At 67.2% G+C, this 13,882-nt stretch carries 17 protein-coding genes; 5 read left to right on the top strand and 12 right to left on the bottom strand.

Translation table 11 applies throughout. The annotated features are described in order from the left end of the window. The first annotated feature begins 50 nt into the window (after positions 1 to 50). On the top strand, positions 51 to 575 hold the full coding sequence (locus tag ACFCV3_RS09000) for a hypothetical protein (RefSeq protein ID WP_376027808.1): 525 nt from the start codon (positions 51 to 53) through the stop codon (positions 573 to 575). On the opposite strand, the gene ACFCV3_RS08995 is transcribed toward ACFCV3_RS09000, so the two are convergent. From ACFCV3_RS08995 to ACFCV3_RS08955, 9 genes are all read right to left on the bottom strand, one after another. Further along, positions 572 to 805, bottom strand: coding sequence for a hypothetical protein (locus tag ACFCV3_RS08995; protein WP_376027805.1), 234 nt, complete (start codon positions 803 to 805; stop codon positions 572 to 574). The genes ACFCV3_RS09000 and ACFCV3_RS08995 overlap by 4 nt on opposite strands. A 13-nt stretch (positions 806 to 818) precedes the next feature. After that, positions 819 to 1,955, bottom strand: a complete 1,137-nt coding sequence (locus ACFCV3_RS08990) for an anion permease (RefSeq protein ID WP_376027803.1) — start codon at positions 1,953 to 1,955, stop codon at positions 819 to 821. Positions 1,956 to 2,041: 86 nt separating this feature from the next. Further along, on the bottom strand, positions 2,042 to 3,040 hold the full coding sequence (locus ACFCV3_RS08985) for an anion permease (protein ID WP_376027801.1): 999 nt from the start codon (positions 3,038 to 3,040) through the stop codon (positions 2,042 to 2,044). Positions 3,041 to 3,042: 2 nt separating this feature from the next. Continuing rightward, on the bottom strand, positions 3,043 to 3,675 hold the full coding sequence (locus tag ACFCV3_RS08980) for a DUF47 domain-containing protein (protein ID WP_376027799.1): 633 nt from the start codon (positions 3,673 to 3,675) through the stop codon (positions 3,043 to 3,045). A 140-nt stretch (positions 3,676 to 3,815) separates the two neighbouring features. Then, positions 3,816 to 4,124 carry a DUF202 domain-containing protein gene (locus ACFCV3_RS08975; RefSeq protein WP_376027797.1) on the bottom strand — a complete coding sequence of 103 codons (309 nt, stop codon included), beginning with the start codon at positions 4,122 to 4,124 and terminating at the stop codon, positions 3,816 to 3,818. Beyond that, positions 4,121 to 4,456 (bottom strand): YidH family protein, encoded by a 336-nt coding sequence (locus ACFCV3_RS08970; RefSeq protein ID WP_376027794.1) that lies wholly within the window; start codon positions 4,454 to 4,456, stop codon positions 4,121 to 4,123. Before ACFCV3_RS08970 ends, ACFCV3_RS08975 begins: the two co-directional genes overlap by 4 nt. Next, a complete protein-coding gene (locus tag ACFCV3_RS08965; protein ID WP_376027792.1) occupies positions 4,456 to 5,670 on the bottom strand; it encodes a glycoside hydrolase family 3 N-terminal domain-containing protein in 1,215 nt (404 codons plus the stop codon). Before ACFCV3_RS08965 ends, ACFCV3_RS08970 begins: the two co-directional genes overlap by 1 nt. Further along, the gene (locus tag ACFCV3_RS08960; RefSeq protein ID WP_376027789.1) at positions 5,670 to 6,131 is read right to left on the bottom strand and encodes a MarR family winged helix-turn-helix transcriptional regulator; all 462 of its coding nucleotides are present in this window, start codon (positions 6,129 to 6,131) and stop codon (positions 5,670 to 5,672) included. Before ACFCV3_RS08960 ends, ACFCV3_RS08965 begins: the two co-directional genes overlap by 1 nt. Beyond that, positions 6,110 to 7,018, bottom strand: a complete 909-nt coding sequence (locus tag ACFCV3_RS08955; RefSeq protein ID WP_376027786.1) for a DMT family transporter — start codon at positions 7,016 to 7,018, stop codon at positions 6,110 to 6,112. Before ACFCV3_RS08955 ends, ACFCV3_RS08960 begins: the two co-directional genes overlap by 22 nt. A gap of 38 nt (positions 7,019 to 7,056) precedes the next feature. Here ACFCV3_RS08955 and ACFCV3_RS08950 point away from each other — a divergent pair, with 38 nt between their 5' ends. After that, on the top strand, positions 7,057 to 7,683 hold the full coding sequence (locus ACFCV3_RS08950; RefSeq protein ID WP_376027784.1) for a TetR/AcrR family transcriptional regulator: 627 nt from the start codon (positions 7,057 to 7,059) through the stop codon (positions 7,681 to 7,683). 22 nt (positions 7,684 to 7,705) lie between these two features. Here ACFCV3_RS08950 and ACFCV3_RS08945 read toward each other — a convergent pair whose 3' ends face one another. Both ACFCV3_RS08945 and ACFCV3_RS08940 read right to left on the bottom strand, forming a co-directional pair. Continuing rightward, positions 7,706 to 8,365, bottom strand: a complete 660-nt coding sequence (locus tag ACFCV3_RS08945) for a potassium channel family protein (RefSeq protein ID WP_376027781.1) — start codon at positions 8,363 to 8,365, stop codon at positions 7,706 to 7,708. Continuing rightward, positions 8,362 to 8,874: an acyl-CoA thioesterase gene (locus ACFCV3_RS08940; RefSeq protein ID WP_376027779.1), complete on the bottom strand. Its 513-nt coding sequence runs from the start codon at positions 8,872 to 8,874 to the stop codon at positions 8,362 to 8,364. Before ACFCV3_RS08940 ends, ACFCV3_RS08945 begins: the two co-directional genes overlap by 4 nt. 131 nt (positions 8,875 to 9,005) lie before the next feature. Here ACFCV3_RS08940 and ACFCV3_RS08935 point away from each other — a divergent pair, with 131 nt between their 5' ends. Beyond that, complete coding sequence (locus ACFCV3_RS08935; protein ID WP_376027777.1) at positions 9,006 to 9,917, top strand: hypothetical protein; 912 nt, start codon at positions 9,006 to 9,008, stop codon at positions 9,915 to 9,917. A 1,263-nt stretch (positions 9,918 to 11,180) separates the two neighbouring features. Further along, complete coding sequence (locus ACFCV3_RS08930; protein ID WP_376027776.1) at positions 11,181 to 12,356, top strand: lytic polysaccharide monooxygenase; 1,176 nt, start codon at positions 11,181 to 11,183, stop codon at positions 12,354 to 12,356. An 82-nt stretch (positions 12,357 to 12,438) separates the two neighbouring features. On the opposite strand, the gene ACFCV3_RS08925 is transcribed toward ACFCV3_RS08930, so the two are convergent. Next, a complete protein-coding gene (locus ACFCV3_RS08925) occupies positions 12,439 to 13,314 on the bottom strand; it encodes a phosphotransferase family protein (protein ID WP_376027774.1) in 876 nt (291 codons plus the stop codon). Positions 13,315 to 13,384: 70 nt separating this feature from the next. Here ACFCV3_RS08925 and ACFCV3_RS08920 point away from each other — a divergent pair, with 70 nt between their 5' ends. Further along, positions 13,385 to 13,882 carry a hypothetical protein gene (locus ACFCV3_RS08920; protein ID WP_376027772.1) on the top strand — a complete coding sequence of 166 codons (498 nt, stop codon included), beginning with the start codon at positions 13,385 to 13,387 and terminating at the stop codon, positions 13,880 to 13,882.

The following is a 13,882-nucleotide window of genomic DNA, read 5'->3' as shown; positions in this document are numbered from 1 at the left end:
CTGACATGACAGGAACCTCGGGGGTCCCTGTGTTGGGCGGGGGAAGGTTTGTGTTCGATTCACCGGAAGAACTGCGCCTGTTCGAACCCGGGACGCTGCAGGTCGCGCCGCACGTGGCGGAGCACCTCCCGGACGCGGGTGCCTACTTCATCGGCTGGTCCACGCAGGACCTGGACGCCGAGCGGACGCGCGAGGTCGAGGCCGCGGTCAACGGGCGGCGCTGCGCGAACGGCTGGTTCCCGCTGGAGGTGCTGGACAGCATCGGTCACCGCGGCTACTGGCGTGGTCCGCTGACCTACCTGGCCCAGATGACCGCCGACGACGCGGCCATCCTGCAGGACTGGGCCGGCCGCGGCCTGACAGGTGAGAACCAGCGCCGTATCCAGGCGACCGTCAACCACCTGCTCCACCAGCAGGGTCACGCGGCGGCAGCGACCTGGGCCGTGGCTGTCCGCCCCCAAGCCGGTCTGGACGCAGCTGAGCTGGGCGATCGCCTCTTCACCGCCTGGGAAGAGAACCTCGACGCGGTGCGCACCAAGGACGTCGCCAAGGCAGTGCGTAGGTGGAACCGCTAGTGGAACTGCGGAATGATCAAGTAGAGGCCGTACAGCACCGCAGCTAGGCATGCTGCGAAGCACAGCGACGCCACTGCGGTGTCCAGCATCGCAGGCGGCCGTTTCTCGTCGAGCGCCACCGCACGCCGTCCCATAGCGGTCACTCCGAAGGCGAACACCACCGCCAGCCCTACCCCGAAGAGCAGGCTGACCAGCGCTACTTCGCCGAGTCCGGCCCAGTCGATGTGCATCGCCCTGCTCCTCTCAGACCGCCGCGGTCGCCGAGGAGGCGGCCGGGGTGCTCGGGTACTCGTTCACGTTGGCCGAGTTGACCGGCTTGCGCCGGGAGGCGGCGTACAGGCCACCACCAGCAACCAGAGCCAGTACGGCGATCAGCGCGACCCCGAGGTTGCCGGAGTTCGCCACGCGGCCGGACAGCGCGCCGACGATCGCAGCGGCGGGCAGTGTGAACAGCCAGGCCAGTGCCATCCGGCCGGCCACCGTCCAGCGCACCTCAGCCAGCCGCTTGCCCAGTCCGGCGCCCAGGATGCTGCCGGAGCAGACCTGCGTGGTGGAGAGCGGGAAGCCCAGGTGCGACGAAGCCAGCAGCACTGCGGTCGAACTGGTCTCCGCGGCAAAGCCCTGCGGCGACTCGATCTCGGTCAGCCCCTTGCCCATCGTGCGGATGATCCGCCAGCCGCCCAGGTACGTGCCGAGGGCAATCGCCATACCGGCCGCGAAGATCACCCACAGCGGCGGCCGGGAGCCCTGCGCCAGGCTGCCGGAGGTGATCAGGACCAGCGTGATGATGCCCATCGTCTTCTGCGCGTCACCCGTGCCGTGCGCCAGTGAGACCAGCGAGGCGGAGGCGATCTGACCGGCGCGGAAGCCTTCCTCGACGCTCTTCTTCCGGGCCCGGGCCGTGATCTTGTAGGCCAGGTAGGTCCCCAGCAGTGCGACGACTCCGGCCACGATCGGCGCGGCGACGGCCGGGACGATGATCTTCTGCACCACGGTGCCGAAGTTGACCGCGCCGCTGCCGGCCGCGATCCAGGTGGCCCCGATCAGACCGCCGAACAGCGCGTGCGACGAGGAGCTCGGCAGACCGAGATACCAGGTCAGCAGGTTCCACAGGATGGCACCGACCAGGCCGCCGAAGACGATCGGGACGGTGATCAGCGTGTCGTCGACCAGTCCGCTCGAGATGGTGTGGGCCACCTCGGTGGAGATGAACGCCCCGACCAGGTTCAGTACGGCGGACAGCCCGACCGCGACCTTGGGTCTGAGCGCGCCGGTGGCGATCGAGGTCGCCATCGCGTTGGCGGTGTCGTGGAAGCCGTTGGTGAAGTCGAACACCAGCGCGGTGATGATCACCACGACGACGAGAAACGACAGATCCATCTCGATCACATCCCTGGGCGGACGAGTTGGGGCCTCGTCCGACCGTAGGGGCGGTGGATGAATTCGAAATGAATGGGGTTCTTGGTTTACTCGAGGATCAGGTGGGCGATCGCGTAGCAGCCGGCCGCGACCAGGCCGGCGGCCGGGATGGTCAGCACCCAGGCGGTGATGATGCCCTTCGCGACGCCCCAGCGGACGGCGGACAGCCGCTTGGTGGCACCGGCGCCCATCACCGCACTCGTGATCGTGTGGGTCGTGGAGACCGGCGCGTGCAGGCCGATCGCCATCACGTACAGCACCGTGGCCGCGACGGCCTCGGACGCGAATCCGCGGGCCGGGTCGAGGTGGATGATCCGGCGGCCAAGGGTCCGCATGATCCGCCAGCCACCGGAGTACGTCCCGAGCGAGATCGCGGTCGCCGCGGACAGCTTGACCCACAGCGGGATGCCGTCACCCTTCGCGACGTGACCGGTGGTCAGCAGCGCCAGGAAGATGACGCCCATCGTCTTCTGAGCGTCCTGGAGGCCGTGACCGAGCGCCATCGCGGCGGCCGACAGAGACTGCGCCAGGCGGAAGCCGCGGGTGGTCTTGCCGGGGTTCTTGCGCCGGAAGATCCACAGGATCGCGGTCATCAGCACGAACGCGCCGAGGAAGCCGATGGCCGGGGACAGCACCATCGGGATCACGACCTTGTCGACGATCCCGGACCACAGCACCACACTGGACGAGGCCAGACCGGCGCCCACCAGACCGCCGATCAGAGCGTGCGACGACGAGCTGGGCAGACCGAAGTACCAGGTGATCAGGTTCCAGGTGATCGCACCGATCAGGGCCGCGATCACGACCACCAGGCCGTGCTGTCCGGCCGGCGTGTTGATGATTCCCTTGCCGACGGTCTCGGCCACCTCGGTGCCCAGCAGGGCGCCGAGGAAGTTGCACACCGCGGCCATCACCAGGGCGACCCGCGGGGTCAGCGCCCGGGTCGAGACCGAGGTCGCGATCGCGTTCGCCGCGTCATGGAAGCCGTTGGTGTAGTCGAAGGCCAGCGCGATCACGACGACCGCGATGACGAGCGCGAGCTCCACGCTCAGCTCTCCTTGACGGCGATCTGCTCGACCGTGTTGGCGACATGCTCGAACGCGTCGATCGCAGCCTCCAGCAGATCGACCACGGTCTTCAGCTTCAGCACGGTGAGCGTCTCGTACTCACCGCTGAACAGCTTGGCGATGATGCGGCGGTGCACCGCGTCGCCGGTGTTCTCCAGCCGGTTGATCTCGATCCAGTACTCGGCCAGGTCCTTCATGGTGCGCAGTCGCGGCATCGTCTCCGCGGTCAGCGCGGCCGCCCGCTGCAGGACCTCGATCTGCTCGGCGACCTCCTCCGGCAGCTTCTCCAGGTTGAAGAGGTGGATCGTGTCCACCGCCTCCTCCATGAAGTCCATGACGTCGTCGAGGTCGGACGCCAGCCGGTAGATGTCCTCGCGGTCGAACGGCGTCACGAACGTCGAGTTCACCCGCCGGATGATCGAGTGCGTGGTCTCGTCGGCGGCGTGCTCGGCGTCCTTCATCTGGACGGCGATCTGATGACTGGCCGCGAGGCCGGTGCCCGCGGCGCTGCCGAGCAGTTCGGCGAGGATGCGAGCACCGTCCACGAGGTGGTTGGCGGACTCGGTGAAAAGGTCGTAGAACGTCGGGTCGTTCGGACGCAGACGTAACGGCACTTCAAGCTCCGGGTGAACGAGGGACAAACCGTTGATCATGCTAGGGGGAACAGCCCGCGGTTCTTGCATCCGCGGGGTCAACGTAGCGCGTCGGGGTGAACTAGTTCACTAGGAGATGACGACCGAGTAATCAATTGGTATCAGCGCGTGATCACGGCGTAGAGGTCGAAGAGACCGACCACGAGGACCAGTCCGGCGGCGATCCGGAGCACCCGTTCGTGGCCGAGGGCATGGACCGGGGCACCCCGCGAATGCCGGTAAACCGCGCTCACCGCCGCCCAGCAGCCCAGCGAAAGCACCAGTACGACGATGCCGAGACCGGTGCGGACGTCGGACGAACCGTGGCCGGAGGCAAGCAGCAGGACGCCGTTGGTGATCAGGCCGAGCGAGGTCCGACGCCAGGCGAGCAGGGTGCGCTCGGGCTGCAGGCCGGGGTCCGGTGTGCTCATCGCCACAATGCGAAAATCAGACCGACCAATCCGGCAACGGCGATGGTTGCCGCCAGCATCAGCGGCAGTCGGGTCACCGGTAGCGGCTCGCCGCGGCGCATGGCAACCATGTTCTGCTGCCAGCGGCGCAGTGCGCCGAAGGTCGTGACCAGTCCGGCACTGACCAGGATCAGTCCGATGATGCGGGCCGGCCAGCGGTTCAGTCCGAGGTCGAGAAACTGCACGGCCGAGAGGCCACCGGCATAACAGGCCAGTGAGGTCCGCAGGTACGCCAGATAGGTTCGCTCGTTGGCCAGAGTGAACCGGTAGTCGGGCTCCTGCTCCGCCTGCATCAGCAGGTCACCAGACCGTGCTTCTGCTTGAGCGCGAGCACCCGCCGTACGCTCTGGTCGAGCTGTGCGGCGAACTCCTTGTCCTGCTGGGCCTTCACCACCAGCGCGTTCACCATGGTCGCGGTGAGGTCCGCAGCACCGTTGATGACGATGTCGCCACCCGCTGCGATGACCCGGGTCGCGCGCTGCCCGGCCGGCACCTTCGCCACGTTCGCGGCCGCCCCGACATCGTCGGTGATCACGACGCCGTCGTACCCGAGGTCGCCGCGGATCATGCCCTGGATGACGGTCTTCGAGAACGCAGCCCGGTTCTTGGGGTCGATCTTGGTGTACGTGACGGTGGAGACCATCAGCATCTCGCTACCGGCCTCGATCCCGTCCGCGAACGGCTGCAGGTCGTCGTCGCCACGGACCGTGACGTTGTCGAGCACATCGGCGGAGAAGTCGGTGTTGCCTTTGACCTTGCCGATACCGGGGAAGTGCTTCACCGAGGTGATCACACCACTCTTGGCCATCCCTCGGATGAACGCTTGTACCGGCGGCCCGACCTCAGCCGCCGTGTTGCCGAACTCACGGTCCAGACTGCCGATGGGCGCGTTCTGCTTCTTCAGAGAAACCGGTACGACGTCCGCCACCGGAGTGAGGTTGGTATTCACCCCGGCCTGCTTGAGCTGGCCGGCCCACTGCGCCGCCCGGACGGTGAGCTTGTCACTGGTCCACGTGCCCTGAACGGTCGCCGACGGGATGCGGGTGAAGCCAGAGCCCTTCAGCCGCTGGACCTGACCACCTTCCTGATCCGCTGCCACCAGCGGCCGGATTCCGTCGACCGTGGCGGCAGTCGTCGCGGCCGCGGTCGCCGTACGGGTGTGCGCGAGGCTGCCACCTGGGCCGAGCAGCAGGACTCCGCCCGGCTTCTGCTTCTGGATGATCGACCGCTGCGCCGACGTCATACCGTTGGCGCCCATGCCCGTCATGATCAGCTGGGCGGCGCGCTGGCGAAGTGTGAGGCTCTCGAGCTTCGTGTCGATGCAGCTGGGTGCTGACGGCGTCTCGCTCGGGGTTGTTGTTGGTGGTTGAGCCGTGGTCTTCGGCGGCAGCGGTACTGACGACGAGGGGACTGTGTCGGGTCCGGCGGTCGGCGGGGACTGGCTGTCGTTGCAACCGGCCAGCAGCAGCGCAGACAGTACGACGAGGGCCGTTGCGCGGGCCCGCATCAGCGGTCCTGATCGGTGTTCTCGGCCAGCGCCGTACAGATGTCGAACAGGTGCTCCACCTGCTCCGGGGTCAGCGCGTCGAAGATCGCACTGCGGACCTCCTCGACATGACCGGGCGCGGAGTCCACCAGCTTCTGCCGACCGACGTCGGTGAGGATCGCCACCTGACCACGACGGTCCGACTCGATCCCTTCGCGACGCACCCAGCCGTACTGCTCCAGGCGGTTGACCGCATGCGAGAGACGGCTACGGGAACCGAGCGTCGCGATCGCGAGCTCGCTCATCCGCAGCCGGCCGTCCGGCGCGTCGGACAGCCGCACCAGAATCTCGTAGTAGGTGTGCGGAATTCCGGCGTCCCGCTGCAACTGCTGCTCGATCCGGCTGTTCACCACGCGTTGGGCCGCGATGAACGCTCGCCAGGCTCGCGCCTCTTTCTCGTTCAGCCATCGGGGTTCCGCCATGTCCGCAGCGTAATCAGCAGGACTGCAACGGCACAGACCAACATGCCGAGCACCGTGAGCACTCCGATGCTCTCGTCCAGCACGAAGTAGGCCACCAGCATCGTGGTCGGCGGCACCAGATAGAGCAGACTGCTCACCCGCGTGGCGCCGGAAAGCTTGAGATTCACCAGGTACAGGCCCCAACCACCGCCGGTTGCCAGCAGCACCAACCAGAGCACAGCGCCGTAGAACCCCGGCTGATGCGGCACGCTGAGCTGGTGCGTCGAGATCGCCAACGTGACGAACAGCACTGCCGACACCATGCTCTGAACACAGAGCGCATCGAGCGAACTCACCGCAGGTTGACGGCGACGATCCAGGCAGGTACCGGCCACCAGGCCGAGCAGGCCGACCAGCGGGATGAGGAAGAGCAGGGGTGAGCCCCGACCCGCACTGAGGTCGTCGGCGACGACCAGCGCGACTCCGAGTAGCCCGAGAACAAGCCCGAGCCACTGACGCCTGCTGACCGCCTCTCCGAGCAGTGGGCCTGCCACAGTCGCGATGAGCAGCGGCTGGAGCGACCCGATGAGTGCTGTTGCTCCTGCGGTGATGCCGTGGTCGATGCCGGTGAAGATGGCGCCGAGGTAGACGAACTGGGTCAGGACTGCCATCCACACCTGGGTGATGAGGTCTCGGCGGGTCATTCTGGGGCGGCGGATGCTCAGGATCAGGGCACCGAGCAGTCCGGCGAGCAGGAAGCGCCAAGCGAGCAGGTCGAACGCGTTCGTGTACCGCGTTCCCCAGCCGGCGCCGATGAACCCGGAGCTCCAGAACAGGACGAACCCGGCTCCCGAGGCCAGCGTGATCAGGCGCAGGTCCGGCGTACGGCGTACTGCCTGGGTTGTCATGTCCCGACAGTAACCATACCGGTCGGTATACTGTCAGTATGCCTGTTCAGCAGATGAGACTGCTCGTCGACCGCGGAGTGCCGGCGGCGGACCGGCTGACGCCTGCCGGGACACGGATCCTGGCGGCCGCCTCGACGCTGTTCTACGAGCAGGGCATTCGGACGGTCGGGGTGGACGCGATCGCGGCGGCGGCCGAGGTGACGAAGAAGACGCTGTACGACCGGTTCGGATCGAAGGACCGGCTGATCGCGGCGTATCTGGAACACCGGAACCGGGTGTGGCACGAGTTCCTCGACGAGCAGCTTGTACTTCGCGCGCCTCAGACACCCGAGGACGTGGTGCTCGCACTGTTCGGTGCGCTGACCGACTGGCTGGCGGGGTCGCGCAACGGCTGCGGGTTCATCAACGCGAGTGTCGAGCTCGCGGCGCCCGATCATCCGGCGATGCCGGTGATCGTCGGGCAGAAGCAGTGGATGCGCTCCGAGTTCGAAGCGCAGGCACGGCTGGCCGGGATGGCGGATCCAGGCGAGCTGGCCGATCGACTCCTACTGCTCCACGAGGGCGCGCTGGTCAGCTACCGGGTCGCTGCAATGACGAATGCGACCGAAGTCGCTGCCCGGGCGGCCGCCGACCTGTTGGCCGGCTGGCCGCGACTTGCCGGTTAGGCGTTGCAGCTATGCGTTGCAGCTATGCGTTGCGGCGCGAGATCGTCAGACCGACCAGGCGGGACACGACCATGGCGACGTACCCGAGACCGGCCAGTTGCTCGAGCATCACGACCGAGCGACCCCAGTTGCTGATCGGGACGACGTCGCTCAGGCCGGTGCTGGACAGGGTGGTGAAGCTCAGGAAGAGCAGCTCCATCCAGGTCCGATCGTTGCTGGGGGCAACCGCTGCGATGAAGCTGCCGGGGACGAGGACCTGGACGAAGACGTACAGGTAGGCGAAACCCCAGGCCACCAAGGTGAACGTGGCACCGGTGGCGTACAGCTCGTCGGTGCTGACCTCGTGGTCGGAAAGCATGTACCGCAACAGGCTGTAGGCCGCGTAGAAGTAGAAGGCCGCGTGCAAGGCGGCCGAAACAGCCACCACGGCGTCGCTGGAGTTGTACACGTCGATGAACGAGAGAGCGACGGCCGGGATGCCCAGGCCGATGCTGATCCAGGTGAGACCTGGGGTGGCGCGCACGGAGAACACGGCGAGTACCAGAACGATGATGCCGATGATCTCGAAGGCGATCCGGCCGGCCTGCGACCCCTGAGTCAGCGGGTACATCAATACGCCGAGCAACTGGACGACGAGCAGGACGGCGGACGGATGCCGCCGGGCGCCGTGGAACCAGCTCATGACCGGTCTTCCTCGCGGGACGCGATGATCGCGGCGCGCCGGGCCAGCCGGTGGCTCCGGCGGATCTCTGCCTCGCGCATCCGGCGCAGCTCCTCGTCGGTCTCCGGCACCACCTGCGGAACCTCGCGCGGCTTGCCTTCCGCGTCGACCGCCACGAACACCAGGTACGCCGACGCCACGTGCACCTCGGGCCCGACCGCGTCCCACCGGTCGGCGGTGATCCGCACCCCGACCTCCATCGAGCTCCGGCCGGTCCAGTTCACCTGGCTGCTGAAGTGCACGACGTCTCCGACCCGGACCGGGACCAGGAAGACCATCTCGTCCATCGACGCCGTCACCGCGGCCCCACCGGAGTGCCGCGCCGCGACCACGCCGGCGACCGAGTCGACCAGGGTCATGATCACCCCACCGTGCACGGTACCGAGCAGGTTCGTCTCGTGCTGTGCGGTGATGTGCGACAACGACAGCCGGGTCACCGAGGTCGGCCGCGACGCCGGGATGCTGGACATCTGGTCTCTCCTTCACTCCGGAACCGGGTTCGGTCCCGGGCCGCAGAGTACCGACCAAGTTGTCCACAGGTTCGAATTGACCGGCTGGGGAGTGAGCAAATCCTCGTACTTTCTCTGTCGAGGAGGTGCCCATGACAACCACCGAAACCCCCGCCGACGCCTACCTGAGCCCCCTGAGCGGCGCCCAGGTCGACCGTCTCGTCACCCTCGCGCTGTCCACCTGCCGCCGGCTCGGCTTCGACCTGCACTACCAAGCCGGCGCCCTGATGACCACACCCGAAGCAGCTGGCCCGATCCTCGGCCTCACCAACCTGGCCCGGGCGATCGCCCAGCAGGATCCCGACGACTGGCCGCAGTTCGTCGACCTCCACTTCACCGACCTGCTCGGCCGCCTCGACGAAGGCGTGCCCGATCCACCCGGCAACCCCGCCACCGAGCTGATCCAGCGGCTCGTCCCCCGCGCCTCACTCCCACCCAACTGGGTCGACGACCGCCCCGACGTCCTCCCCGGCCTGCTGTCCGTGCCGGCCACACTGCACGACCACACCGTCACCATGTACCTCGACCCGACCGACCTGGGCCTCACCTGGTCGGCCGCCGAAGCCCTAGGCCTCGCCAACCTCCGCCGCCGCCGCGACCACCTGGAGCTCCTCGAGGAGGACGGCGTTCAGCTCGCCCGCCTCACCGGCGACTCCTTCACCGCCTCCCGTGCCCTAGTCCTCGACACGGTCCTCCACGAAACCCTCAACCTCCCCAACCTCCCGCCCGCCGTCCTGGCAGCCGTCCCCTCCCGAGACCTCCTCCTCATCCACGTGATCGAAGACCTCTCCGTCCTCCCCGCCCTAGGCCTCCTCCTCCACCTCACCGCCCGAGCCCACGCCCAAGCCCCCGGCCCTCTCTCCCCCGACATCCACCTAGTCACCTTCACCCCCACCGGCCACCCCACCTGGCACCCCGCCACCACCCAAACCACCCCCACCACCCTCGCCCTCTCCCCCCACCTAACAACCCTCATCACCGCACTCCCCCCAGAGCCCCGCTAACAACTGGCCACGAGGCCCCCGGCACGACGTTGAGCCCCGGCCACCCACGCACGCAGCCAGCAGGTGGTTGGTGGGTGCTCAAGGTGAGCCGGCCGGGCGACCTTGAGCACGGTTCAACCGTTCGGGGCGGGTGTCAGATGGTTGATGGAGTCTCAAGGTGCCTCCAGCCCCGGCGATCGCGGGTCCCCGGGCTGTCCATGCGTTAGGTGGTGATTTTTCGTCACATAGGCCCGAAAAATCACCGGATAGTGCAGACCTCGACCATCACGTACCTCAGCCACAGCCCGTCAGCCCCAGGCAGCGCGAAACCGCGGTCACCGACCTCGCCATCCGGCTCAGCCATCTGCGTGGCTCACCCTCTGGTTTTGTCGGCCGCCTTTGGCGGTCGAGTGGGCTGAGGCCCGAAAGAACTCGGCCGGGGACGTGCGCTGTGGCTGATCGCCGCTCCCGGCCGATCTGAAAGACAGCATGGCTGGTCGCCGCGGTGGCTAGGGGCAGATGGCGAGCTCGGTGACCACAGTTCCACGTCGCCTGGGGTCGCCGGGCCATGGCTGGGGAAGTTGAGTTCCCGTCGCGTGAGAAGTGACCGTTGCAGGAGGCAGGGGTGGATAGTGCGATCGGTGACCGCGGCTCCACGTCGCCTGGGGTGACCGGGCTATGGCTGGGGAAAGTCGACTTTCTGTCGCGTGAGAAGTGACCGTTGCAGGAGGTCGGGGTGGATGTTCGCCCTGACCGGCCCATTTTCCTTCCCAAACCGGTTTGGGGAGCGGGGGCGCCGTCCGCTAGGGGATGTGGGGAGGATCCACCCCCCGAATCCGTCGCAGATCCACCCCAAACCGGTTTGGGGATTCGGCGCCCGTTCGCTGCAGGTTGGGGAGCATCTTGGGCCGCCGCGGACCAGCAGGCTCCCCACCCCCACCCGGCCGACACCAGAACACCCCGGCCGCATTCCAGCCCAGCTGCCTTCCAGCCCGGCCACTCTCCGGGCCAGCCAGCGCATCGGCCCGCCCGAAGGGTTTCAGTCGGGGCGCCGTGACGGGTGATTCAGCCAGATCATGGGGGTGGGCAGGGCTGGTGGTGGGCTTGAACACGTTATTCCTTGTCTCGACCCACCAGTTCCTGTTCACGCCCCTCGCAGGAGGCTGCTCTGCGGTCTATACACGCTGTTGCGGCGCCTTTACCATCAGTTTCGGGAGCGCTCCCATATGCACCGTTCGAGGCCGTCTTGTCGGCGCGAGAGACGGTCCATGGAGGAGGATCATTGTGAGGCTTTTACGACCTTTTGCACTGAGCGCTGCCCTGCTCGGTCTCACCGGCGCGCTCCTGGTGGCGTTGCCGGCACCGGTGGCTCAGGCTCATGGCGCGTTCACTTTTCCCGGTAGCCGGACTTATCTGTGCTACGTCAACGGCAAGGAAGGCGGTAACGGCGGCGACCTCAGGCCAACCAACCCCGCGTGCGCGGACGCCTGGAACAACGGCGACCACTATCCGTTCTGGAACTGGTTCAGCAACCTGATCAGCAACGCCGGGGGCCGGCACCGCGAGATCATTCCGGACGGCAATCTGTGCGGCCCGGATGCGCGGTTCGCCAAGTTCCGGGCGGCGCGATCGGACTGGCCGACCACCAACCTGAAACCCGGTTCGACGATCAACATCCGCTACAACGCCTGGGCGCCGCATCCGGGCACCTGGACGCAGTACATCACCCGGGACGGCTGGAACATCAACGAGCCGCTGCGCTGGTCCGACCTGGAGCCGGCTCCCTGGAACGAGGTGACCAACCCACCTCTGAACGGAAGCGGCCCGGAAGGTCCGGAATGGACCTGGCCGGCCACACTGCCCGCGAACAAGACCGGCCGCCACATCATCTACTCGATCTGGCAGCGCAGCGACAGCCCTGAGGCGTTCTACCAGTGCGCGGACGTGAACCTGACCACCGGTTCAGGTGACCCCACGCCTCCGCCGCCCCCGCCTCCGCCACCGACCAGTTGCTCGGTGACCTACTCCACGCCGAGTCAGTGGAACAACGGTTTCACGGCCAGCGTGAAGGTGACCAACACCGGCCAGAACCCGGTCGGCGGCTGGACGGTTCGCTGGACCTGGCCGAACGGGCAACGGGTCGTCGGCGAGGGATGGGACGCCACCGTGGTGAACAACGGCGCTACCGGGGCGATCGCCTCCAACGCGTCCTGGAACTCGGTCATCCGGCCGGGTGAATCGGTGACGTTCGGCTTCAACGGATCCCACACCGGGACGAACGGGCCGCCGACCGATTTCGTTGCCTGCAAACCGGCAAGCACACCCACGGCGGCCGGGAGCGAAGGCGTCCTGATGCAGATGCTGACCACCGCCCGAAGTTTCCAGCACCTCGCGCACGACCACGCGAAACACGATCACTCGAAGCACGACCACTCGGCGCACACACAGCCATCGCGCTGACCGAGGCCAGTTCTCGGTGACGCCGGTCGGGCGGACGCTCATCAGCCGACGAGTGTCTGCCCGATCGCGCGGCCAACCGACGTCAGGTGAGGGTTGGCCAGGGCTGGGGTGGGTTGGCGGTGAAGAAGTGCAGCAGATTGAGGAGGCGGCTGGTGGGTGGGGCGGTCCAGTGGCGTTGGGCCGGCCAGGGCTCGGCGGTGAGTTTGCCGAGCGCCCAGGAGAGGTGGAGGTAGAGGATGCCGGCAGCGAGTTCGTCGGCGGCGAGGGTCTCGTCTGCGGTTGCGGTCAGGTAGGAAGGCAGCAGGTGGGCTACTTCGGTCAAGCGGAGCTTGGCGAAGTCGAAGGCGCGTGGTCCCCAGGCAGCGTCGCCCCAGTCGATGAGGGCTTCGAGACTGCCGTCGGCCGGGTCGACGAGAAGGTTGTGTGGGGCAACATCTCCGTGAAGCAGCACGGGTGGTGCGGAGCGGTCGAAGCGTTGCTCCAGCCGCTCGAGCCAGCCCGTCAACCAGTCGGCCGTGCCCGCATCCAGATATCCACTAACAGCAAGACCTTCCACGGTCGCGCGCGGTTCGCCCCATCCATCCTCAGGGACATCGGGTAGCGAGGTGCGTTCCAACGAGTGCAGGCGGGCCAGATCGACGGTGACGCCGGTCGGCGTGCTGAGCGGCTCGACCCCGTGGACGCGTTCGACCACGACGTACGAACCTTCGAGCTGTGCGCGACTCTCGTCGTACTCGAGGATGGCTGGGGTGCGGACGCCGGCCTTGCGGGCCAGCGGTACGACGGCGGTTTCCTTCCGCAGGTCGTCCTCGAAGCCGGTTCGGGCCACCCGGACGAACAGGCGCGGGCCGAGCGTGAAGCCGCGGTTCGCGACACCACCGGGCACTTCGTGCACCTCGGCCGGGGCGACGCCGTACCGGGGCGCGAGCAGGCGAACGTCGTCCAGCATCCGATCCATCCTGGAAATCCTCGTGCGGGTGCACGTCGGTGTCCAACGGTTTGACCTGCAGGTCACTGATGATGGAGAGATGTTCAACCTGTTGTTCGGCGGACCGTGGAAACGGCTGGTGAACGCGGACAGTGAGTACCAGGCGGCCAAAGCCGAGTTCCTGAACGCTGAGCCCGTGGAGACGCTGCGGAGGCAGTTCAGGTCGGCTTCCGACCTGCACGCCGCGCTCCGCTTTCTCGACGCGACCGCCTGGAGTCACCCATCGGTCGCCAAGGAGCTGATCCCCGAGGTCTTTTACTGGGCTTGTATGCAGGCCCGTTACTCGGGTCTCGCCCGGCGCATCCTCGTCACCCTCCGCCCGCGCGACCGCGACGCCGCGCTGGAACCCTTGATCGCCGCGGAGCTGAACAATCTGACTGCCGACCGCTGGGACCAGATCCGCGGTCTGGTCTGGCTGCTCGAGGACCTCGGCCGCGACGATGTCCTGGCCGAGTTGAAGACCCGCCTCCTGGCGTCTGCCGATGAGGAACTTCTCGACATCGCCGAGGACATCGACGACCCGCCTGAAACAGTTTGA

Source organism: Kribbella sp. NPDC056345, assembly GCF_042262745.1.
Lineage (GTDB): Bacteria > Actinomycetota > Actinomycetes > Propionibacteriales > Kribbellaceae > Kribbella.
The sequence above is the reverse complement of the archived record's forward strand: the minus strand, read 5'-3'. Positions and strand labels throughout refer to the sequence as shown.